The organism is Tardiphaga robiniae, from assembly GCF_001618955.1.
Lineage (GTDB): Bacteria > Pseudomonadota > Alphaproteobacteria > Rhizobiales > Xanthobacteraceae > Tardiphaga > Tardiphaga robiniae_A.
Genome location: NZ_LVYV01000012.1, coordinates 239,392 through 261,563, shown reverse-complemented (window position 1 = coordinate 261,563; position 22,172 = coordinate 239,392). Strand labels below are relative to the sequence as shown.

Here is a 22,172-nt window from a genome sequence, read left to right as displayed (position 1 = left end):
CACCAAATGCCGCGCAATACCGTCCTGCTAAAAGCCGTATTTGGACCACAGCGCACGAGTCTCCAGCGCTGAGATCAGTTGATCCGGCAGTCCCGACAGGCCGTCCATCGAAAGCTGCGAGCCCGCTCCCGATTTGCGGCCGAGCAGACCCGACAACATGCCGGATGGCTGTGCGATCACCGGCATCTGCACCTTGTCGCCATAGCGGGCACGCAGCACCGAGCGCAGATCGCCGATGGCATCACTGAGGCCAAGCGCGATGGATTTTTCGCCGGCCCAGTATTCCCCGGAGAACAACACATCCTCGGCGCCCTTCAGCCGGGCACCGCGGCTCTCCTTCACGAGGTTGATGAAGATCGCGTGGATTTCGCGCTGAAGCGATTTCAGCCGCGCCACATCATCGGCATCTTCCGGCAGGAACGGATCGAGCATCGCCTTGTGCTCACCCGCGGTATAGAGGCGGCGCTCGACGCCGATCTTCTTGATCAGCTCCTGAAAGCCGAAGGTGCCGCCGACCACGCCGATCGAGCCGACGATCGAGGACGGATCGACAAAAATTTCATCGCCCGCGCAGGCAATCATGTAACCGCCGGATGCGGCGACGTCCTCGACGAACACGAACACCGGTAGTTTCTTCTCCGCCGCGAGCTGGCGAATGCGCAGATAGATCTGCCGCGACTGCACTGGCGAGCCGCCCGGCGAATTGATCACCAGCGCAACGGCCTTGGCATTCTTTGTCGCGAATGCCTTGTCCAGTAGCCTCGCGACGCCTGCGAGCGACAATCCCGGGCGCAGCGGCGTGACGGCGCCGATCGTGCCGGACAGACGCACCACCGGAACGACTGCAGAAGCGCGACGGAAACGCGCAGGCAGCAGCCTTGTGATCGCCGCCTTTATATTGGATTCGCTCATTCAAATTTCCTCAACATTAACCAACTTTTATCACGCTGCTGTCATTGAACCGAGAGACGCTTTCAGCGTTTGAAAACCATAACAGGCCTTTACGCAGCAGCGGGAGAAGACATGAAAATCTATCTGCTCATGCTGATCATCGGCACGCTCCTGACGGCGATTCATTTCACGTCTGCGCCGCAGAAACGCTCCGAAACAGCTCCTCGATAAACCATACTGACTGCGGCATCGCCTAGGGCGATGTCGGAAGCGATGACCATGGCAGAACCGCCTGCCCTGCCAGCACCTGCTGGATATGGAGATCAGGCGCACCATTCTCATCCCGCAGCGAGATGCCCGGCTCAATTGCCGCAGGCGCGCGGCCACCCTTTACAGCACGCACCAACACCCTGATCGCCGGCGCTGTCGTGTCACCATGCACCGGCATGATTGCGACACTCCCGAACCCGCGGTCCAGCGCGGCCAGCACATCGGCCAAACCATCCGCGCGCCAGATCAGTGTCAGCACGCCGCCGGATTTGAGCACCCGGCGCGCGGCGTGAATCCATGTCTGCAGCGTGTCCTCCGTCGCGACATGGGCGATCTCGCGCGATTTGTTCGGCGAAGCGCGATGGCGCGCAGGGTCGTTGAAGGGCGGATTCATCAACACCACGTCGGCGCTGTCTTGCGGCAGGCCTGCGGCAGCGAAAACATCGGCACTCGCGGCGATATCGAGCGTAACGACAGCCGTCGCAACACCGTTCGCTGCGGCGTTTTCTCTCGCCAGTTCAGCGAGTTGCGGATCGATCTCGACCAGCGTCAGGGATAGGCCGGGCACCCGCTTGGCGAGTGCCAGACCGGCCGTCCCCACGCCCGATCCGAAATCGACGACCTTGTGACCGGCTTGTGCCGACGTTGCAGCAGCCAGCAGGATCGCGTCATGGCCGGCCCGATGGCCGGATTTCGGCTGCCGCAGCCGCAACTGGCCACCCAGGAAGCCGTCCGCCGTGGTCACGATCGCGTCAGCCATCACATCAATCCTGCGGCCGCAGCTCGTGGGCCAGTCCGGCATCCGTCAGCACGCGGCGCGCCTGCAGGTCATCGTCCTCATGCACCAGAATCCGGCGCGGAATGATGCCCAGCGATCCTTCGATCACGCTCATATTCTGGTCCAGCACCAGATGGTGGATATTCGCGCCGTCGAGCAGCGCGCCCACCGCCGAGACCAGCACCACATCGTTCGTCCGCATGATTTCGCGCAATTGGAGGTCGCTCCCTGCCAGTAACCGGGTGTGTATCTATGGGGAAGTCAAGGTTCCGATGCCCTTGCCGCGCCGCTGCGCAGTTTCTATTGTGCGGCCCGATATCGGTCGACGGCAATTCAGCAGATGGGGACACCTGTTTTCAACGTGAATTCGCCCTATTTGAATATAAGCGCTGCCAGTGCCTGCCTTTTTCATGGCCCGACGAAGCGCCCTTGTAATTCGGAGAGCCCAGCGTGGCGGTGATTGTTCCCTTCGAGAGTCACGCGACAGCGTCGATCGACCAGTTGGTCAGCCTTGTCGCCTCTGACATGGAGCGCGTCAATGCGACGATCCTGTCGCGGACCGGCTCGGAAGTCACCATGATCCCCGAGGTCGCCAACCACCTGATCTCGTCGGGCGGCAAGCGGCTGCGCCCGATGCTGACGCTCGCGATGGCCAATCTCACCGGCTACACCGGCGATGGCCATATCAAGCTCGCGGCCTCCGTCGAATTCATGCACACCGCGACGCTGTTGCATGACGACGTAGTCGACCAGAGCGAACTGCGCCGTGGCAAGCTGTCGGCGCGGATGCTGTGGGGCAACGAGGCCTCGGTGCTCGTCGGCGACTTCCTGCTCGGCCAGGCCTTCCGCATGATGGTCGAGGTCGGCTCGCTGCGCGCGCTCGATATTCTTTCCTCGGCAGCCGCCACCATCGCCGAGGGCGAAGTGATGCAGCTCGCCGCCGCCAAGAACACCGCCACCACCGAAGACGAATATCTCGCCGTCATCCGCGGCAAAACGGCCGAACTGTTCGCCGCCGCCTGCGAAGTCGGCCCGGTGATCGCGAACCGCCCGAAGGCCGAACAGACCGCCTGCCGTTCGGTCGGCATGAATCTCGGCATCGCCTTCCAGCTGATCGACGACGTGCTCGATTACGGCGGCAAGGCCGCCAAGCTCGGCAAGAATGTCGGCGACGATTTCCGCGAGGGCAAGATCACGCTCCCCGTGGTGCTCGCCTTCCGCCGCGGCAACGACGCCGAGCGCGAATTCTGGATCAAGGCGCTGGAGCGCGGCGAGATCGGCGAAGGCGATCTCGATCACGCCATCGGCCTGATGACCAAGCACCGCGCACTGGAAGACACGATCAACCGCGCCCAGCATTACGGCGCCATGGCCGTCGATGCGCTGGCGCTGTTTCCGTCGTCACCGATGAAGACTGCACTGGAGCAGGTCGTGGCGTTCTGCCTGGCACGGACGCATTAAGCGCCAGACGTTACTGCACAGCGACCACGACCTTCCCCTTCGCGCGCCCGGTCTCGACATAAGCCAGTGCATCCCCGGTCTTCTCGAACGGGAACACCTTGTCGACGACCGGTCGGATCACGCCGGATTCGATCAGGGACGTAATCTCACTCAACTGCTGCCCCTGTGCGCGCATGAACAGGAATGAATAGCGTACACCGAGGCGCTTGGCTTTTTTCCTCACGCCACGGCTCAGCAGGCGCATGATCAGTTTCAGGAACAGGTTCAGACCGGCTTCCTTGGCGAAAGCCGGATCGGGCGGACCGGAAATGGAAATGAGCTGGCCGCCCGGCTTGAGCACACCCAGAGATTTATCGAGCGTCTTTGGATCCTGACTATTCAGCACAAGATCGTAGCCCGACAGGACCTTCTCGAAGTCCTGCGTCTTGTAGTCGATGACCACATCCGCCCCGAGACTTTTGACCAGTTCGGCATTCTTTGCACTGGTTGTCGTCGCAACTGTAGCGCCGAGATGCTTGGCGAGCTGGATTGCAAAAGTCCCGACACCACCGGAGCCGGCCTGAATGAAGACCTTCTGGCCGGGCTTCACCTTGCCCACTTCGACCAGCGCCTGCCACGCCGTCAGCCCCACCAGCGGGATGGATGCCGCTTCCGTCATGCTGAGGTTTTTCGGCTTCAGCGCCACGTCAGCTTCATTGATGGCGATGAATTCGGCGAATGTGCCGACCCGATGATCGCGCGGCCGCGCATAGACCTCGTCGCCCACCTTGAAGCGCCTGACACCGGGTCCAGTCCTGACAACTGTTCCGGCGACGTCGTGCCCGAGGACGAAGGGTGGACGATAGGGAAGAATGAGCTTGAACTCTCCATCCCGGAGCTTGGAATCCAGAAGGTTCACAGCCGTGGCGTGAATCCCGACCAGGACATCATCGTCCTGCAATTCCGGTTCGGGCACGTTGGTCAGGCGCAGAGCGCCCTTCTTTTTGTACTTATCAACGACGAATGCCTTCATGGGCTTTCTCCAATTTCAGGTTAGCAGCGGCGCCAGTCGCTCAGGAAGGAAAGAGCCTTCGGCACGAAATCGGCGTGGTACTGGAATATCCCGCCATGCCCGGCGTCTTCGTAGATCACCAGTTGCGCTCCGGGGATGCGTTCGGCCAAGTCGGTGCTGTTCACAGTCGGGACCATGATATCGTTGTCGCCATTCGCGATCAGGACGGGGATCTTGATACGGCCGAGATCCTGAGGCGCCTGTCGGCCCCAGGCTTTGATTGCCTTGAGTTGCCGCAGAAAAGCGCCGGGAGCCGGGCCCTTGTCCCTGTCCGTCTTGCGTTCTTTCAGCCGCTTCAGAAAGGCCTTCGCGGCCTGGCGACCATTCGCCGTGGATGTGAAAAACAGATAGAATTTCGGGTCGCGCAGCGTCAGCAGAGCCTGGATCATGAGCGGCCAGGATACCGCTCCAACCTTGTCGATACCTTTGCCGCCCGCAGGACCGGTGCCAGTCAGGATGAGCTTTCGCACGAGGTCAGGTGCTTTCAGCGTGATATCCTGCGCCACAAATCCGCCGAGGGAAAAGCCGAGCAGATCGACCTTCTCGAAACCCAGCGCGCGGATCAGGGCAATCGCGTCGCGCGCCATTTCGTCGATGGTCACAGGTGCCGCGCCGGCCGACGCACCGATGCCGCGATAGTTAGTCGCGATCACGCGATGTTTGCTGGCGAGGCCGTCAACGATCCGCGGGTCGAAATTATCCAGCACCGCTCCCCAATGGTTGAGGAGAATGAGCGGCACGCCGCCCCGGGGGCCCAGGTCTCGATAGGCAAAGGCAGTCCCTTCGACGTTGATGGAGAGATTGGGCGCCTCAACGTAGCGCACAGCAGATCCGACGTTGCCAGGAGCACTCGTCATTGTTTGCTCCATTGCCGCAGCACCTGTGCTGTCATCAGCCCGATGCGGCTGCGCTCTCCTGTACTCATCGCTTCTGCCTTCGTTTTATCGTGGAACATCCTTGTAGGCGGTGTTACTATCGAAAGAATAGTAAGTCACTACTAAAAAGATACTGACATGAAGAATCTTTCGGACCAGCCATGCCTGATTGCCCGGAGCCTCGCGGTAGTGGGGGACGCATGGAGCATGCTGATCATGCGCGACGCCCATGCGGGGCTGACCCGCTTCGATGATTTCCGCAAAGGCCTCGGTATCGCGCCGACGATGCTGACGGGGCGTCTTTCAGCCCTGACCGACGAGGGGTTGCTGGAGAAACGCCGCTATTCCGAGCGTCCGCCACGGGACGAATATGTGCTGACGGACGCTGGCCGCGACTTTCTGCCGGTGCTGTTTGCGATCGGCGCGTGGGGACGCAAGCATCGCGGCGGGGGCGACGTCACCCGGTTCTTCGACGCAGAGACCGGAACGGAGATCGATCCCGTTACCATCGACCGCGCAACCGGCGCCCCGGTCGGAACACGTCCCATTCGCGTCGTCGCAATCGAATGAACCGCGCGCGCTACAGCCGATGAAGCAGTGCAACAAGCGCTGCACCGCGTCCGCAATACGCTTCCGGTTTGAGATGTTGGTCGCTTTTAAATCCGCGCTACCAATTCCTTGATCAGCGTCGTGATCCGCCCCGTCGGCGATTCCAGTTCTTTCATGATCGAGAAGTGATCGGCGCCCGGAATCTCCTCGTAGCTCACCGGCAGGCCATGCTGTGCACGATGCACCGCGAGGTCCGCGGTCTGCTGGCGCAGGATCGGCAATTCGCCGCCGCCGACCACCAGCGCGAGCGGCTTGTTCGGGCCGCCATCCTGCAGCAACGGCGACTGGCGCTTCGACATCGCCTCGTCGAGCTTGAGCTTCTCGTTCAGATAGGACGCGCGGATCGGCTCGAGATCGTAGATGCCCGAAATGGCGACGCCGCCCTTCACCTTCGGATGTGACAGCGTCGTCGAGGTGAGATGACCGCCGGCGGACCAGCCGGACACCACGATGCGGTTCGGATCGCCGCCCAGCGACGGCAGCTTCTCAACCAGCGCATCGACACCGGCATGCATCTCGGCCACGATCTCATCGAGAGTCGCATCCGGCGCGAGCGTGTAACCAATCGCAGCGACGTTGATACCATGGGCGATGGGACCCGCGGCGAAGCAGGTGAAGAAGTCCTTCGAGCGCATCTGCCAGTAGCCACCGTGGATCAGCAGCAGTGTCGGGCCGCCCTCGGCAGCCTTGATGAAATCGAACTTGTTGCGCTCACGCGGGCCATAGGCAGTGTCGAGATGCGCGGGATACTTCGCCTTCATGGCGTCGGAGCGCTGGCCCCATCCGGCGGTGATGTCGGCGCTGCCCGCAACGGCGGTCGAGTTGTTCAGACCGGCATCGAGCTGCTCGCGTGACATCGCGCGCCAGTTGGAATCGCCGAAAGGCTTACTCATGGTTGCATCCCTGCATTGTGTGAGGCGACACTGCCTGCGAGTCCCATTTATCCAGAAAATGGTCTACACGGCTACGTCGGGATCGACATCCCAAGCATACGAATTGCTCTGCATCCAAAATTGGAGAAGTGCGTGGCCTCTCAGCAAGATCTCATCAAAGCAACGGCCTGTGCCGTGGTCGATCAACTCAATGCCGGGACGGTAACGCCGCTCGATCTGCTGGACGCGCTGGAAGCCCGCATCAAGGAAGTTGATGGCCAGGTCAATGCGCTGCCGATCCTGTGTTTCGACCGCGCGCGCGACGCTGCGAAAGAACTGATGAAGAAGCCGCTCGGCGAACGCGGAATCCTCGCCGGCCTGCCGGTGCCCATCAAGGATCTCACCGCGGTGGCCGGCGTGCGCACCACACAGGGATCGCCGATCTACAAGGACGTTGTGCCAACCAAGTCCAACGTTCTGGTCGAACGCCTCGAAGAAAACGGCGGCGTGATCTATGCGAAGTCCAACACGCCTGAATTCGGCGCGGGTGCCAATACGTTCAACGAAGTGTTCGGCGCAACGCTCAATCCATGGGACCTCTCGAAGTCGGCCGCCGGCTCGTCGGGCGGTGCCGCGGCAGCACTTGCCAGCGGCACCGCGTGGATTGCCCATGGCTCCGACATGGGCGGCTCGCTGCGCAACCCCGCCAGCTTCTGCGGCATCGTCGGCTTACGTCCGAGCGTCGGCCGTGTGGCGTCGACGCCCGCCGTGGCGCTCGCCCGGATGGTGAGCGTGCAGGGCCCGATGGCCCGCACCGTGGAAGACCTCGCGCTGATGCTCGACGCCATGAGCGGCGAACATCCTGCCGATCTGATCTCGCTGCCGAAACTGCCGACCTCATTCCGCTCCGCCGTGCGCGCCGGCACCAAGCCGAAGCGGATCGCCTATTCGCCGGATCTCGGCATCACCCCGGTTGATCCCGAAGTGGTCGCCATCACCCGCAAGGCAGCGATGGCATTCGCCGACGCTGGCGTCATCGTCGAGGAAGCGCATCCCGACCTGCGCGAAGCCCACGAATGCTTCCACGTGCTGCGCGCCTATGACTTCGCGATCTCGAAGCTCCAGCTGCTCCGCGACAAGCGCGATCAGCTGAAGCCGGAAGTAATCTGGAACATCGAGCAGGGCCTGAAGCTCACGGTTGATGACCTGGCGAAGGCGGAAGCGCAGCGTGTCACGCTGGCTGCGCGGGCCTATGAGTTCTTCCAGACATACGACCTGCTGCTGTGCCCGGCGACCATCACGCCGCCGTTCCCGATCGAGCAGCGCTATCTCGCCGAATGCAACGGCACCAAATTCGACAACTACGTACAGTGGCTGGGCATCGTCTATGCGATCACGCTGACCTGCTGCCCGGCGCTGTCGATGCCCTGCGGCTTCACATCGACGGGTCTGCCGGTCGGATTGCAGGTCGTCGGCCCGCCGCGCGGCGAAGCCTCGCTGCTCGCCGGCGCACGCGTGCTGGAAGACATTCTGGGCCTGCGCGACTCCACGCCGATCGATCCGCGCCCGGCGAAGTAACGGAACTCCACCCTCGTACTCTGTTGTCATGGCCGGCCTTGTGCCGGCCATGACAATGCCTTTGGGCAGGGCCGCCCGGAGTACCGCTACCCTACATAGACTTTTGTCTAAGCCACATTGTCGCACATCGCGGCTAGTCATGCGTGGCCGCGGCCGGGATGCACGCATCGCCTGACAGCACGATCCTGCCAGCAGCAATGCATTCCGCGGCATTGGCTTTTCGTGCCGCGCGTGGCAACGGGACATTTCATTTCACGGAATACGAGGGCTCTACGTGGCTGATACATTCGCACCACCGGCGGACGGCAAACTCCATTTTGACGACGCCAAAAAACGCATCAAGGCGATCTTCATCGGCTCGATGGGCAATCTCGTCGAATGGTACGACTTCTACGCCTACACAGCCTTCGCCCTGTATTTCGCGCCGGCCTTCTTCCCCAACTCCGACCCCGTGGTTCAGCAGCTCAATGTGGCCGTACTGTTTGCCGCCACCTTCCTGATGCGGCCGCTCGGCGGCTGGCTGTTCGGCTATCTCGCCGACACCTATGGCCGTCGTATATCGCTGACGATCTCGGTCCTGTGCATGTGCTTCGGCTCGCTGATCATTGCCTGCACGCCGACCTATGCCACTATCGGCATCGCGGCACCGATCCTGCTTGCGCTCGCCCGCATCATCGAAGGCCTCAGCCTCGGCGGCGAATACGGCGCCAGCGCCACCTATCTCTCGGAAGTTGCCGATCCCAAGCATCGCGGCTTCTATTCGAGCTTCCAGTACGTCACCCTGATCGGCGGCCAACTAACCGCGATCATCGTTCTGCTGCTGCTGCAGAAGGTGTTCCTCACCGAGCAGGAGCTGAAGGACTGGGGCTGGCGCATTCCGTTCGTGATCGGCGCGGGTCTTGCGGTCTTCACCGCCGTGATGCGGCGCGACATGCACGAGACTGACCAGTTCGTTGAAGCGAAGAAGCAGGCCAAGCCGATGGGTTCGCTGCGCGCGCTGATGGCCTATCCGCGCGAATTGCTGCTGGTTGTCGGCCTCACCGCCGGCGGTACCGCAGCGTTCTATACCTTCACCACCTACATGCAGACCTTCGTGAAACTCTCGGTCGGCCTCACCGCGGACCAGACCACGACGGTGATCTTCGGCACGCTGGTGTTCGCCTGCCTGCTGCAGCCGATCTATGGCGCGATCTCCGACCGCATCGGCCGCAAGCCGCTGCTGATCTTCTTCGGCGTTGCCGGCACGCTGGCGACCGTTCCGATCCTGACAGCGTTGCAGGCCACCAAGTCGCCGTTCATAGCGTTCCTGCTGATCTGCGGCGCCTGGGTGTTCGTGGCCGGCTATACCTCGATCAACGCCGTGGTGAAGGCCGAACTATTCCCGACCAATATCCGCGCCCTGGGCGTCGGCGTGCCCTATGCGCTGACGGTGTCAATCTTCGGCGGTACGGCGCCGGCGATCGCGCTTTACTTCAAGCAGATCGGTCATGAACAGTGGTTCTACTATTATCTGTCGGGCATGATCTTCCTGTCGCTGCTGATTTACGCCACCATGCGCGACACCAAGCACAAGTCGGCGATGCATCGTCACGAGTGACGGCCCCAGTCTAGAGAAGGAGCGTCAGCATGACCGAGGACCACACCCCGCCGGAATCCAAGCTGACGCAGACCAAACAGCGCTGGGCGCGCGAGGGCCGGTTTCTCACCGGCAAGATTGCGCGCCCCGGAGAACATCGGCTTCCACCCGGCCAGCACCTGACCCAGGACTGGCCGGTGCTGGATCTGGGCATCACGCCCGACATCCCCCGCGAGCGCTGGCGCCTCGATGTCTACGGCGCCGTCGAGACGCCGCTGTTCTGGGATTTCACGCAGTTTTCCGCGCAGCCGCAATCGACCTTCATCTCCGACATTCATTGCGTCACCACCTGGTCGCGTTACGACAACCAGTGGGAGGGACTGTCGACGCGTGCGCTGCTGGATGCCTGCCAGCCGAAGCCCGAGGCGCGCTTCGTGGTGCTGGAATCCCATGACGGCTACACGACGAATCTGTCGCTGGAAGATTTCGCCGCCGAAGACGCGCTGCTGGCGCATTCGTGGCAAGGCAGACCGATCGAGCGCGACCATGGCGGCCCCGTGCGTGTGATCGTGCCGCATCTGTATTTCTGGAAGAGCGCCAAGTGGCTACAGCGCATCGAATTCGTTGGCGACGACAAGCCGGGCTACTGGGAAGTCCGCGGCTATCACAACCGCGGCGATCCCTGGCAAGAGCAGCGATATTCGGACGATTGATAGCGACGCGTTGATGGAAACGTGATTGCGCGCGATATTCTCGCAGTGATGCCGCGACAGGTCGCTTGCTACGGCTATGAAGAGAAATTCTACTTCAGCACTTCGCAAACGCTGCGATGGTCCTGACGTATCAGTCCCTCGGTGCGGCAAGAGACTTTCGCCCACCAGCCGTCGAGCGACTCGCGATCGCAATGCAGTTTGACGCTCATGCCATCGGCAAATGCGATCCATTCGGCAAAGCGATGCGACGGCACGGCGATGACCACCGGGATATCGCTCGAGAGCGCGCGCTCGATCAGATAAGCGAGCCCCTTGCCCTCGCGCTCCTGCTTGCCGAACCGGTTGATGATGACGAGATCTGCGCCCTCGTCGATGGCATCGGCAACCTGCGTGCCGGCATCGAGCAATTGCCCGACATCGAGCTTGCAACCCTTGGCGCCGGGACCGAGATCCTGAAACAAGCGCACCTGCGCACCGGTATGGAGCATCACTGCAGTGAGCTTCGGCACGTCGAATTCGCGATGCCCGAGCTGCACCAATCCGACGGCGCGAATGCCCTGCTTGCTCAAATCCGCCGCGAAGGTGTGCAACACTGCGTCGGGATCCTGATCCTTGTCATAGACAAGCGCAGCCAGATCGCATTGGGCGTCGAACATTGCGAAGTTCCAGTTTAGACCACGGCGCGCCACGAGCGACCAAGGATCGATCAATCCTATTCCAGAATAGAGCCATTCGAAAGCGCGATCGGGGTGACCGTCACGATATATTTATCCGGATACAACGGTGATACCGCCGGCTTGACCGGTTAGAATCTGCGCTTCTTGCCGATATCGCCCTTCAGCGCCAGCAGCTCCTTGCGCGCGGCGGTGGTCGCTGCGTTTTCGATGCCACGATAGCGCTTGATGAGCGTCAGGCCGAATGGCGTGAGGATCGCCCCGCCCCCATTCTTGCCGCCGGTCTGGCGCTCGACGGCAGGCTGCCCGCAGATCCGGTTGAGTTCATCCACCAGATCCCAGGCGCGCTTGTAGGACATCGCCATGGCGCGGCCAGCGGCGGAAATCGAACCGGTGGCGTGAATATGTTCGAGAAGCTGAATCTTGCCCGGTCCGATTCGTCCCTCGGGATCGAGGTCGATGCGGATACTGAGGGCTGGCGCGGGCGGGCTGGCTGGCTTGGACATAGCCGAAGTCTACGTCCCCAGACGCAACCTTGCCAGTCCAACAATCAAGGAACGTTTCAGTGTTGGCGGCATTCGGGGCAAACGACTTCGCCCCTGGTCACATGCGCGATGCCGCGACAAAACCATTTCCGGGCTATCGCGTGCAGCGGCCGCCGGGCCAGCTGATAGATGAAATACACGTCGAGCATAATGAAATCGAATCCGTTTGTTCCAGTATAGATAAGGCGGCGCTCTGCAATCAGAACGCCGCCTTTCTCTTGTCAGCCATCTCTTTTTAGTTAGCCACGCAGCTTAGCCGTGAAGTTTCTTCGCGGTCTCGGCGATCGCCTTGCCCTGATAACGGGCACCGGCCAATTCGTTGGCCGAAGGCTGGCGGCTGCCGTCGCCACCGGTCAGGGTGGTGGCACCATAGGGCGAGCCGCCGGTGACTTCGTCGAGCTTCATCTGGCCCTGGAAGCCGTAGTTGAGGCCAACGATGGTCATACCGAAATGCAGCAGGTTGGTGATGATCGAGAACAGCGTGGTTTCCTGGCCGCCATGCTGGGTCGCGGTCGCGGTGAAGGCGCCGCCGACCTTGCCATGCAGCGCGCCCTTCATCCACAGGCCACCGGCCTGATCGAGGAAGTTGGCCATCTGCGAGGACATGCGGCCGAAGCGGGTTCCGGTGCCGACGATGATCGCATCGTAATTCGCGAGATCGTCGATGGTCGCGATCGGGGCAGCCTGGTCCATCTTGTAGTAGGACGCCTTGGCAACCTCGGCAGGCACCAGTTCAGGCACGCGCTTGATGTCGACGGTGGCGCCGGCTTCGCGTGCACCTTCAGCGACGGCATTGGCCATCGCTTCGATGTGGCCGTAAGCGGAATAATACAGAACGAGTACTTTGGTCATGGTCAGTCTCCGTTGGATTGGGATGAATAGGTCGGGTTAATGATCGGTGGGCGCCGTCAGGCCGCGTCCACCAGAACGAGTTCGGAATCTTCCAGCGCCCTGATCGTGACATTGGCCTCATCGCGGATGGCGACGCCGTCGCGGGCGTTGACGCGAATGCCGTTGATCTCGATCGCGCCGGCCGCCGGCACGAGGTAGCCGTTGCGCGAGCTACCCAGCGGATATTGCGCGGTCTCACCGGCCTTCAGCGTGGTGGCCAGCACCCGGGCGTCAGCCCGGATAGGCAGTGCCCCGGCGTCGTCCTTGAAGCCGCTGGCAATGGTGACGAACTGGCCGGAGCGATCGGCCTTCGGAAACGGCTTGGCGCCCCAGCAAGGCTGGCCGCCCGTCTGCGTAGGCTCGATCCAGATCTGGAAGATCCGCGTGGTCGACGCCTCCAGATTGTATTCGGAGTGCCGGATGCCCGAGCCCGCACTCATCACCTGGACGTCGCCGGCCTCGGTGCGGCCCGTGTTGCCCAGACTGTCCTGATGCGTGATCGCGCCTTCGCGGACATAAGTGATGATTTCCATGTTGGAATGCGGATGAGCCGGGAAACCGGTGTTCGGCGCGATCTCGTCGTCGTTCCAGACGCGCAGGCTGCCATGGCCCATATTCTCGGGGTCGTAGTGGCTGCCGAACGAGAAGTGATGCTTGGCCTTGAGCCAGCCGTGGTCGGCGCCGCCGAGTTTGTCGAAAGGTCTGAGGTCGATCATGAGAAAAGTCTCCGACGGTCGATGCATCTGCATCCCGTGGGCACCTGGATATGCCCTCGCAGATGGTGCATAAATAGAAATGATGGAAACTCATCGTTTCGGATTTTGAGATGCCCAAACTTCCCGACTTCGAGGCGCTGGCGATTTTCGCCAAGGTGGTCGAGCTGCGGTCCTTTGCGGCGGCGGCGGCCGAGCTGACCCTGTCCAAGGCCACCGTCTCCAAGGCGGTCGGCCGGCTCGAGGATCGGTTGGGCGCACGACTGTTCAACCGGACCTCACGGCGGCTGGCGCTGACCGACTCCGGCAAGACGCTGGCGGTGAAGGCTGCGCAATTGCTGGCGGACGGCGAAGCGCTCGAGAACGAGGCACTGGCGCAGTCGGCGACACCGCGCGGGCTGGTACGGCTGGCCGTGCCGATGACCTATGGCACCAATACAGTGGCGCCGCTGCTGCCGGAATTTCTGGCACTGTATCCGGAGGTCTCCATCGACCTCAGCCTCAGCGACGCGACCGTCGATCTGATCGGCGAAGGTTTTGACGCCGCGATCCGTATCGCCGCACTGCCGGACTCATCCCTGATCGCGCGGCGGCTGCGTCCGGTGCGTCGCTACATCGTGGCCGCGCCGTCCTACTTCGCGAAATACGGCCGGCCGACGCATCCCATGCACCTCGCCGACCACAAATGCTTTGGCTACACCTATCTCTCGACCCCCGGCGTCTGGCACTTCATCAATGCGGCCGGCGAACAGGCCAGCGTTCGGCCGGCCGGGCCGCTCCGCGTCAACAATGGCGAGGCGCTGCTGCCTGCGCTGATCGCCGGCTTGGGGATCAGCGACCTGCCGGATTTCATCGTCGGCGACGCATTGGCGAGCGGCGCACTGGAAGCCGTGTTGCAGGACTGGTCGCAATCATCGAGCGGTGTCTACCTCGTCACGCCACCGGGCGGCCCGCGCCCTGCCCGCGTCGAGGTGCTGCTGGAATTTCTGGCTGACAAACTCGCCGCCACCGGCAAGCGCCCACGCAGGACATCAGGCTAGCTCGCCTTCATCATCTGCCCGTAGATGCCGAAATACTGGTCGCGCATATTGGCGATATCGAATTCGGTGACGAAATCCTTCGCCGTCCTTGCGATCTTCGCGGCAAGCTCAGGCTGCGCCGCAAGCGCCGCGATCTTGTCGGCGAGATCCTCGGCGGATCCGACCTTGAATTTGATACCGTTCGAGCCATCCACCAGCAGTTCGGCCGGGCCATCGACATCCGCGGCGATGACAGGCAGGCCGACCGCCATGGCTTCGAGCAGCACCAGTCCGAAACCTTCGAAACGCGATGGCAGGACGAAGATATCGGCCTCGTCCAGCGGACGGCACACATCGGTGCGCCCACACAGAAAGCGAATACGATCGGCGACATTTTCGGCGATCGCCTGCGCTTTCAAACTCAGGAGGGTCGACTCGTCGCCCTCCGGTGGGCTGCCGACAAAATCGCAGCGAATGTCGAGCCCGCGTGCCGCGCAGAGACTGACCGCCTTGATCAGAATGTCCTGGCCCTTCTGTTTCGGATAGATGCGGGCCACGTTGATCAGCCGCAGCGGCGAGCCGAAGCGACGTTGCCGCGCCACCTTATCGAATGTCGCGAGCGGGATGCCGTTATGCACCTTGAACAGGCGCTTCAGTTTGACAGCTTCACATTCACGCTCGACCGCAGCAGAGATCGCGATGTTCCAATCGACGAACCGCTGATGCAGCCGAAGCTTTACGCGGTCCCACGCGTTGACGAGGCCGGTATTGTGAATCGTGTAGCCGACACTCATCGGACGATACAATTTACTTAACATGGCGAAGTGCTTGGCGCCGCTGTCATGCGCATGGATGATACGAATATCGTGACGGCGGACGATGTTGAGTAAGCTTAGAATGACACGTGGATTGCGGTTCCCCGGTGGACGCTTGAGGAAGTAGACCGGATGACCTGTCGCGGAGAGCTCGGCAGCGAGGTCGGGATGGAAAAAGTCGTTGATGACGACGAAAACCTGCGGAATGTCCTCTCCCGGCGTGCAACTGGCAGCGAAATTGATCAGCAGTCGCTCGGACCCGCCCACGGTCAGCGACGAAATCAATTGAAGCACACACCCCACTTTGAAATGCTCCCGGCCCGAATGCCGGGCGACTTCCAAATCCGTCGCGCTCCAAACGGCCCGATTGCGAAATAGCGCCAGGGTTTTTGTCTGTTCGGAGTAATCCATTCCCTATTTCGGCTGACGCTCGTGGCTATTCTGCGGCGCACCAAATGCCCCGCGGAAGCGAATTCTGGCGGAAAGGCGGCAGAGTTGCGCTGGAATGCGCACCCAGGTTGAAAGTGGGCCAAAACACAGCAGATTTCGAGAGAGTGCAAAACTTCCACGCCACTTCCAGCAACGCTACATTCGTTGCCTCCGCGCGATCATATTCAGTCAGCCATTTCATTGACTGGAACCGCACTGAACGTAGCTTTGATGCACGCCATTGCATCAGAGAAAATGACCATGACCGCCTCTTCTACTTCGCGCCGTTTGCTATCAACGCTCATCGCCACAGCCTTCAGCGCAGCGCTTGCTACGTCCGCTTTCGCAGCCGACCAGATCACGTTGCGCGTCGGCGATCAGAAAGGTGGCAATCGTTCGCTGCTGGAAGCAGCTGGACTGACCAAGGATCTGCCCTACAAGATCCAGTGGTCGGAATTCCCTGCGGCCGCGCCGATCCTCGAAGCCATCAATGCCGGCGCGCTCGATATCGGCCACACCGGCGACCTCGCTTTCCTGACGGTCTATGCCAACGGCTCGTCGATCAAGGCGATCGGCGGCGTGCGCGCCAATGCCGATACGCAGGCGATCCTCGTGCGCAACGACTCCCCGATCAAGACGGCCGCCGATCTCAAGGGCAAGCGCCTCGCCGGCACACGCGGCGGCTGGGGCCAGTTCCTGATCGACGCCACGCTGGAGAAAGCCGGCTACAAGATCACCGACGCGACCTTCGCGCCGCTCGGTCCCGTCGATGCCAAGATTGCACTTCTCGCCGGTTCGATCGACGGCTGGGCCGTATGGGAGCCCTACATCTCCTACGCCGTGCTGAAGGATAACGCACGCGTGGTCGCCGACGGTGCCGGTCTCACGCCGACGCTGACCTTCATCATCGCCTCCGATCAGGCCATCGCCACCAAGCGGGAGGCCGTCACGGACTTCCTGCAACGGCTGAACAAGGCGCGTAACTGGTCGCGCGAGCATATCGAAGACTATGCGAAAAACACCGCCGAACTGACCAAACTGCCGGAAGACGTGCTGGTGCGCGCCTACAAGGCGCAGGACACACGACCGATCGCCATCGACGATGGCGTGGTGAAGGAATTCCAGGAAGCCTCGGATCGCGCCGCGCGCTACGGAATTCTGTCGAAGCAGGTCGATGTCAGCAAGGCGGTGGACCGCAGCTTCACGCAGGCTGCGCCGGCCTCGAACTAGCGGATGTCTGCGCGGCGAGAATGCGCATCGTCGCAATCGCCGCGATCAGCGACAACAGTGTGGCGACGCTGAACAGCGTCCCATAGCCGAACAGATCGGCGATGCGGCCCGACAGCATCGAGCCGATGAAATAGATGATCAGCTGGGCGCAGGCGAGAATCGTGAAGTCGGTGCCCGGCTGATCCTTCGACGCTGCGGCCATGAACAGGCTGTAGAGCGCAACGATCTCCATATAGCGGATCAGGGTCTGGAAGCCGGCCGCACCGAAAATCGGCCAGAAGCCCGAGATCACACCCAGCGCATGCGCCGTAAACAGCGCGAAGCAGATGGTGCGGAGAATGCCCAGCAGGCCCAGCGTCCAACCGGTGCCCCAACGCTGCAGCAGCCATGCCGCACCGGCCGCGCCCGCGAGGCCCGCCGTCGTCGCGGCACCACCCGAGAGATAGCCTATCTGCGTCAACGGCACGCCGGCATCGACGAGGTAGCTGCCTTCCATCGCCTTCACGAGGCCTTCGCTCATCCGGTAGATCAGCGCGATCCAGAGAATGTTGCGCACCTCGCGGCGACGCAGGAAGGCCATCACCGAAGGTCGCGGCTTCGCGGGATCGATCTGTTCGGCTTCATCCTCGCGCATCGCGAAGGCGGCAAAGAGCGGGATCAGCGAGAAGCCGGCGATGGTCAGCAGCATCCCGGTCCAGCCGATCTGCGCATACAGCACCAGCCCAAGCGTGCCACCGATCACGACACCGAAGGCCACCGAGCCGCCCTGAATCGCATTGCCGATGGCGCGATCCTCCGGCGCGAGATATTTCGCGGCATAGCCGTCAGTGGCGATGTCCTGGGTCGAGATCAGCAGTGAACCGAACAGGCCGACCGTGATGATGCCCCAGATATTGGTTGCGCCGAGCGGGATCAGACACAGCAGGCTGATAATCACGCCCGTCTGCGTCACGATCACCCAGCCGGCACGATGCGCCCGCGCGAAGGGACGAATGCGATCGACGACGGGGGCCCAGAAAAACTTCAGCAGCAGCGGCAGGAACCAGAGACTGAGATAGCCGATCTCGCTGCGCGACACACCGGCCTCGCGCATAATCGGCGGCAGGGCCGCCGCGAACAGGTAGGACGGGATCGCCTGAGCGAGATACAGCCCGCCGAGCACGACGAACAGCCGCTTGCGTCCCATAATCGCAACCGGATCCGCCGCGTGAAGCTCGACGGTGTTCATGCGATACCCCGATGTCCGGCGAGGAAGGCTCGCGCGGCGCTCTCGTCTTCGAGTGCCACGAGCGGCATCGGCCAGAGTTTCTGAAACGTCTCTTCCATCTTCTTGTTGGCGCCGGGGCGTACAATAGCCACAGCACGGCAGCGCGCGGAGATATGGCCGCGCGTCGCCTTGAACCACAGCGCCTGCTCCCGCTCACCGGCGACGGACAGTTTCCCGCCGCCCCCGAACACGGTCAGAAGTTCGAATGGCGCATCATGCTCGCCGACCCGGGCCAGCGCGGCCAGATAATCGCGCTCGTCCGACTCCGCGTAAGGCGGCAGGAACCGTAGCGTCAGCAGGCTCCCATCAATCTCCAGATCCACCATGATGGCAATTAGAACTCCCTGGGAAGTGGCCTTGGAAGGTTTGTCTTGTTTGAGCGTGATCTGATCCGAAAAGCGGCGACCACTTTTCGGGATCACGCCCTTAGAACGTCTTGCGATAGCCGACCGTCACGGTGCGGCCCCAGGAATAGACCGGCAGGTTGCGCACTGAGGTTGCGGTCGGGTTCTGCAATTCCGCGTCGAACAGGTTGTTGACCGCAGCATAGGCCTCGCCACCATAGACCGGCCCGCTCAGCGCGGCATTCATCGTAAAGCCGCCTTCAATGGGATAGACCGTATTGGTCAGGTTGATGCCGCGATTGCGAGCGGCATAGCCCTCGCCCTCGACGCGCAGCTTGATGCCGTTGTCGAAGCGGTAGTCGCCGAAGATCAGACCGCGCACCGGACTGCCGATCCGGTTGTTGGGCAGCCACGAGTCGAGCACACCGTCCTTGTTGGTGTCGTAGCGACCTTCCTTGTAGCCGATCGTGGTACCCAGCGTGAAACTCCGGTTGATCGCCATCTCGCCGATATATTCGACGCCGTAGATCATTTCCTTCTGCTGCGAGATCAGGTTGGTAACCGGATCGAACGTCACGCCCTTCTCGGAGGTGCTGACAAAGCCGGTGATGCTGCCCTTGTAGGGGCCGTCGCCGCCGCGAATGCCGATCTCGTAGTTATTGACGATCTGGGCTTCCGGCGCGATCGAGGTGAAGGAGATGGTCTGGCGCGCCAACGGCAGGCAGTTCGGCGTCGCTACCGGACAGGCAAAGGCCGTGGATGACAGGCCGGCGCGGCGCGTATAGGCGCCGACATCCGGCAGCGCATAGCCCTGTGAGAAACCACCGAACAGATCGATTTTGTTGTTCAGCTTGAAGGTCGCGCCGAGATTGTAGGTCGGCGAGGCATATTCGTACTGGCCGCCGATAACATTGAGCGCCGGCAGAACGAAGCGCGTCACGGGCGAGATCGCGGCATAGGCGGCCGGACGCAGGAAGTCGTCGACGCTGAGATCGAAATGCTCGTAGCGAACGCCGCCGCGCGCGGTCAGCCGATCGGTGATCGGGACTTGTACCAATGCAAATCCGGCGGTCGTCACCTGGGTCAACGGCGTGAAGACATCGCGTCCATCGGTCAGTGTCTGCCATGTCTTGTCATGGACGACGTCGGTACCCCAGGTCACCTTGGCGCCGTTCCAGATGCGGTCGAGCGGCGTATCGATCGTCAGATTGACGCCACCGCGTTCGGAATACAGCGTAGTCTGGTTGGCGGGGCTGGTCGGGCTCAGCGGGTTGCCGGAATAATAGACCAGCGAGTTATAGGGATAGGAGAACTCCGAATAGTTGAAGCGCTTCTTGATGTCGTTATAGAAGCCGACCACGCTGAGATTGCCGAGCACGAAGTCGGTATCGCTATAGCGCAATTGGAACGAGCGCGAATCTTCGAGCACGCTCTGCCCGGTATAGGGCTTGGTGAAATCCGGCTTCGCATAGGCGCCGGAATAGTCGGTGAGGTATTTCGGCGTCTGGTCGAGATAGAACTGGCTGATCGAGGCTTCGATGCGCTTGCCGCCATCGAAATCGTAACCGATCTTGCCCAGGAAATTACCGCTGGCAAGGCGATCGCCGCCTCCCTGGCCGAGCATGGCGTCCGATGGCTGTTCACGGCCCGCGCCATCATAGGTCTTCTGCGCGCCGCGGCCGCTGCCGACGAACACATAGTCGATGCCATTAGTGTGCTTGCCGCTGACGCTGGCCGACAGCTCGGGTGCCAGCGAACCGCCGGGATCTGCGGTGAAGGTGCGCAGCGCCGTGTTGACGCTGACGCGCGGACCGCCCGGCTGCGCTTTCTTGGTGACGAAATTCACCGTACCGCCTGTCGCGCCGGCGCCATAGAGGCTCGATGCACCAGCGACCAGTTCGATGCGCTCGACGGAATTTAGATCGATCAGCGACAGGACGCGCGAGACGTCGCGGAGCGGCGTCGTCAGCGGCACGCCGTCCATCAGCACCAGGAGGTCGCGGCCGCGATAGCTTTCGGAAGCGCCGGAGATGGTCTGGTTCGACACCGAGAAGCCCGGCAGCAATTTGGCCAGCAGCGCGGATGCGCTGCCACTCTGCTTGAGCTGTTCGTCGATTTCCTTTTGGTCGATCACCTGCACGGTCTGCGGAATATCCGAAATCGAGCGCTGGGCACGCGCGGCCGTTACCGTGATCTCGTCGAGCGTGACACCAGCGCTCTGCTGCGCCACGGCTTGCGACGACATGAACCCGACGGCGGGGATGAGAAGGAACTGGCTGTAACGCATGAGCTCGGAATCTTCCGTATGTTCGTGGCGACGAAGCACTGGAGAAACCGAGCCGGTCAATTCGACCGAGGCCGCAGTAGTTTGGAATCAATGTAAATTCCAGCCGCGGCTTTACTCTTCTTACGCCTGTGCATTCCGTCTATCGTCACAGCGATACGGCACAGCCCATTGCATGACTTGGACTCGGTGAATTGATAGTCGGACTGGAGCGAACGAAGCGGTTTGGATTCGATGCTGTGGCAAACGCGCATCAGTCGCGGTCCTCATCCTGCGTCGATGCCGCTCCCGATTGTCCGCTCGTGCCGCTCTGGCTGGTTGCCGACGATATCGATGACACCCTGCGCAAGCCGCTTGAGAGCCGCCTGCCGTGGAAGACCGTGCAGCGCAATTCGCTGGGATCGTTTCGCGCAGCGCCGTTCCAGTCGAAGGCGATCCTGCGGATGCAGCCGCATCTCGGACTGATGTCGTGTTTCGATCCCGCACCGCTTTGGACCATGCCCGACGACGATACCGCCACGACTGGCGTCGACTCGCTGCAGGACATTCTTGTGCTGCGCCCCTCGGACGGCGTCGTGATCGTCCAGCAGGATGGCCAGCGCCAGACATGCATGCCACGCGAGGCGATCATTCTCGATCCCGGCCGCGCCACCACCTTCATCATGAATGATGTGAGCCGTGTCGACTGCCTGCTACTCCCCAGCAACGGCCATACCGGGTTGCGCCACATCGCCCATGACAATGGCGGACTGATCGCGCTCGGCCATTACGCCGCCGCGGTGATGCGCGGCTTGCTGCCGATGAATTCGGCCGCGCTGACGGGCCTTGCCATCGATTATATGAACGGCCTCGTCGCCACCATGATCGATGAGGCCGATGCGCCGGCGCGGCGCGCGGCATGGCGCCAGGATCGGCCGACCATCAGCCTGCTGTCGCTTAAGGCCGATATCGAGGCCAGCCTCAGCCAGCCGACGCTATCACTGGAACGGCTGGCGACGACGCATGGCGTGACCGCACGCTACTTCCAGAAACTGTTCGAGGCCGAAGGCCGGACATTCTCGGACTATCTGCTGGAGCGTCGGCTCGAGCGCGCCTTCCATATGCTGCGCGACGGCAACCGCGGGGATCGCGCCGTCAGCACCATCGCCTTCGAGGTCGGCTTCGGCGACCTCTCTTATTTCAACCGCACCTTCAAGAAGCGCTTCGGTGCCACGCCCCGCGAGATCCGCGCACGGTTCGAGGCCATGCTGCTGGATACTGCGCCGGAGCCGGACACGCTCGCTTGAT

23 protein-coding genes are annotated in these 22,172 nt (G+C 62.0%); 9 read left to right on the top strand and 14 right to left on the bottom strand.

Features of this window, described 5'->3' with window-relative positions; genetic code table 11:
* Positions 1 to 27 precede the first annotated feature (27 nt).
* The 3 genes from A4A58_RS14470 to A4A58_RS14460 all read right to left on the bottom strand — a co-directional run bounded on the left by A4A58_RS14470 (position 28) and on the right by A4A58_RS14460 (position 2,153).
* Entirely contained in the window at positions 28 to 912 is an 885-nt protein-coding gene (locus A4A58_RS14470; protein ID WP_068733168.1) for a S49 family peptidase, read from the bottom strand.
* 232 nt (positions 913 to 1,144) lie between these two features.
* Complete coding sequence (locus A4A58_RS14465) at positions 1,145 to 1,921, bottom strand: tRNA1(Val) (adenine(37)-N6)-methyltransferase (protein ID WP_068733166.1); 777 nt, start codon at positions 1,919 to 1,921, stop codon at positions 1,145 to 1,147.
* Between the two features lie 4 nt (positions 1,922 to 1,925).
* Positions 1,926 to 2,153 carry a DUF2007 domain-containing protein gene (locus A4A58_RS14460; protein WP_068733164.1) on the bottom strand — a complete coding sequence of 76 codons (228 nt, stop codon included), beginning with the start codon at positions 2,151 to 2,153 and terminating at the stop codon, positions 1,926 to 1,928.
* A gap of 236 nt (positions 2,154 to 2,389) precedes the next feature.
* Here A4A58_RS14460 and A4A58_RS14455 point away from each other — a divergent pair, with 236 nt between their 5' ends.
* The gene (locus tag A4A58_RS14455) at positions 2,390 to 3,400 is read left to right on the top strand and encodes a polyprenyl synthetase family protein (protein WP_068733162.1); all 1,011 of its coding nucleotides are present in this window, start codon (positions 2,390 to 2,392) and stop codon (positions 3,398 to 3,400) included.
* A gap of 10 nt (positions 3,401 to 3,410) precedes the next feature.
* Here A4A58_RS14455 and A4A58_RS14450 read toward each other — a convergent pair whose 3' ends face one another.
* Entirely contained in the window at positions 3,411 to 4,412 is a 1,002-nt protein-coding gene (locus tag A4A58_RS14450) for an NADP-dependent oxidoreductase (protein WP_068733160.1), read from the bottom strand.
* Positions 4,413 to 4,432: 20 nt separating this feature from the next.
* Positions 4,433 to 5,308 (bottom strand): alpha/beta fold hydrolase, encoded by an 876-nt coding sequence (locus tag A4A58_RS14445; RefSeq protein ID WP_068733733.1) that lies wholly within the window; start codon positions 5,306 to 5,308, stop codon positions 4,433 to 4,435.
* Positions 5,309 to 5,464: 156 nt separating this feature from the next.
* Between A4A58_RS14445 and A4A58_RS14440 the strand changes: the two genes are divergently transcribed.
* Complete coding sequence (locus A4A58_RS14440; RefSeq protein WP_068733158.1) at positions 5,465 to 5,896, top strand: winged helix-turn-helix transcriptional regulator; 432 nt, start codon at positions 5,465 to 5,467, stop codon at positions 5,894 to 5,896.
* A gap of 86 nt (positions 5,897 to 5,982) precedes the next feature.
* On the opposite strand, the gene A4A58_RS14435 is transcribed toward A4A58_RS14440, so the two are convergent.
* On the bottom strand, positions 5,983 to 6,828 hold the full coding sequence (locus A4A58_RS14435) for an alpha/beta hydrolase (protein WP_068733156.1): 846 nt from the start codon (positions 6,826 to 6,828) through the stop codon (positions 5,983 to 5,985).
* 132 nt (positions 6,829 to 6,960) lie between these two features.
* Between A4A58_RS14435 and A4A58_RS14430 the strand changes: the two genes are divergently transcribed.
* From A4A58_RS14430 to A4A58_RS14420, 3 genes are all read left to right on the top strand, one after another.
* Positions 6,961 to 8,385, top strand: a complete 1,425-nt coding sequence (locus tag A4A58_RS14430; protein ID WP_068733731.1) for an amidase — start codon at positions 6,961 to 6,963, stop codon at positions 8,383 to 8,385.
* Between the two features lie 361 nt (positions 8,386 to 8,746).
* The gene (locus A4A58_RS14425; protein ID WP_081421889.1) at positions 8,747 to 9,982 is read left to right on the top strand and encodes an MFS transporter; all 1,236 of its coding nucleotides are present in this window, start codon (positions 8,747 to 8,749) and stop codon (positions 9,980 to 9,982) included.
* Between the two features lie 29 nt (positions 9,983 to 10,011).
* A complete protein-coding gene (locus tag A4A58_RS14420; protein ID WP_068733152.1) occupies positions 10,012 to 10,674 on the top strand; it encodes a sulfite oxidase-like oxidoreductase in 663 nt (220 codons plus the stop codon).
* An 89-nt stretch (positions 10,675 to 10,763) separates the two neighbouring features.
* Here A4A58_RS14420 and A4A58_RS14415 read toward each other — a convergent pair whose 3' ends face one another.
* Positions 10,764 to 11,330 carry a DUF2478 domain-containing protein gene (locus A4A58_RS14415; protein ID WP_068733150.1) on the bottom strand — a complete coding sequence of 189 codons (567 nt, stop codon included), beginning with the start codon at positions 11,328 to 11,330 and terminating at the stop codon, positions 10,764 to 10,766.
* A 149-nt stretch (positions 11,331 to 11,479) separates the two neighbouring features.
* Positions 11,480 to 11,854 (bottom strand): winged helix-turn-helix domain-containing protein, encoded by a 375-nt coding sequence (locus A4A58_RS14410; protein ID WP_068733148.1) that lies wholly within the window; start codon positions 11,852 to 11,854, stop codon positions 11,480 to 11,482.
* Between the two features lie 59 nt (positions 11,855 to 11,913).
* Here A4A58_RS14410 and A4A58_RS30315 point away from each other — a divergent pair, with 59 nt between their 5' ends.
* A complete protein-coding gene (locus A4A58_RS30315) occupies positions 11,914 to 12,132 on the top strand; it encodes a hypothetical protein (RefSeq protein ID WP_139069857.1) in 219 nt (72 codons plus the stop codon).
* A gap of 13 nt (positions 12,133 to 12,145) precedes the next feature.
* Here the strand turns inward: A4A58_RS30315 and wrbA are convergent, their stop codons facing one another.
* Positions 12,146 to 12,745 (bottom strand): NAD(P)H:quinone oxidoreductase, encoded by a 600-nt coding sequence (wrbA, locus tag A4A58_RS14405; RefSeq protein WP_068733146.1) that lies wholly within the window; start codon positions 12,743 to 12,745, stop codon positions 12,146 to 12,148.
* Between the two features lie 56 nt (positions 12,746 to 12,801).
* A complete protein-coding gene (locus A4A58_RS14400) occupies positions 12,802 to 13,500 on the bottom strand; it encodes a pirin family protein (RefSeq protein WP_068733729.1) in 699 nt (232 codons plus the stop codon).
* A 110-nt stretch (positions 13,501 to 13,610) separates the two neighbouring features.
* Between A4A58_RS14400 and A4A58_RS14395 the strand changes: the two genes are divergently transcribed.
* A complete protein-coding gene (locus A4A58_RS14395) occupies positions 13,611 to 14,537 on the top strand; it encodes a LysR family transcriptional regulator (protein ID WP_068733144.1) in 927 nt (308 codons plus the stop codon).
* On the opposite strand, the gene A4A58_RS14390 is transcribed toward A4A58_RS14395, so the two are convergent.
* Positions 14,534 to 15,625, bottom strand: coding sequence for a glycosyltransferase family 4 protein (locus A4A58_RS14390; RefSeq protein ID WP_204378179.1), 1,092 nt, complete (start codon positions 15,623 to 15,625; stop codon positions 14,534 to 14,536). The genes A4A58_RS14395 and A4A58_RS14390 overlap by 4 nt on opposite strands.
* 396 nt (positions 15,626 to 16,021) lie before the next feature.
* Here A4A58_RS14390 and A4A58_RS14385 point away from each other — a divergent pair, with 396 nt between their 5' ends.
* Positions 16,022 to 16,990: an ABC transporter substrate-binding protein gene (locus A4A58_RS14385; protein WP_433993626.1), complete on the top strand. Its 969-nt coding sequence runs from the start codon at positions 16,022 to 16,024 to the stop codon at positions 16,988 to 16,990.
* On the opposite strand, the gene A4A58_RS14380 is transcribed toward A4A58_RS14385, so the two are convergent.
* The 3 genes from A4A58_RS14380 to A4A58_RS14370 are packed head-to-tail and all read right to left on the bottom strand — an operon-like array spanning position 16,962 to position 20,888.
* Complete coding sequence (locus A4A58_RS14380; protein ID WP_068733140.1) at positions 16,962 to 18,218, bottom strand: MFS transporter; 1,257 nt, start codon at positions 18,216 to 18,218, stop codon at positions 16,962 to 16,964. The genes A4A58_RS14385 and A4A58_RS14380 overlap by 29 nt on opposite strands.
* Positions 18,215 to 18,679, bottom strand: a complete 465-nt coding sequence (locus A4A58_RS14375; RefSeq protein WP_244499767.1) for a hypothetical protein — start codon at positions 18,677 to 18,679, stop codon at positions 18,215 to 18,217. The genes A4A58_RS14380 and A4A58_RS14375 overlap by 4 nt, the downstream gene beginning before the upstream one ends.
* A gap of 4 nt (positions 18,680 to 18,683) precedes the next feature.
* Positions 18,684 to 20,888, bottom strand: a complete 2,205-nt coding sequence (locus A4A58_RS14370; protein WP_068733135.1) for a TonB-dependent receptor — start codon at positions 20,886 to 20,888, stop codon at positions 18,684 to 18,686.
* A 236-nt stretch (positions 20,889 to 21,124) separates the two neighbouring features.
* Here A4A58_RS14370 and A4A58_RS14365 point away from each other — a divergent pair, with 236 nt between their 5' ends.
* Positions 21,125 to 22,171, top strand: coding sequence for a helix-turn-helix transcriptional regulator (locus A4A58_RS14365; RefSeq protein WP_244499766.1), 1,047 nt, complete (start codon positions 21,125 to 21,127; stop codon positions 22,169 to 22,171).
* Position 22,172: the final 1 nt, after the last annotated feature.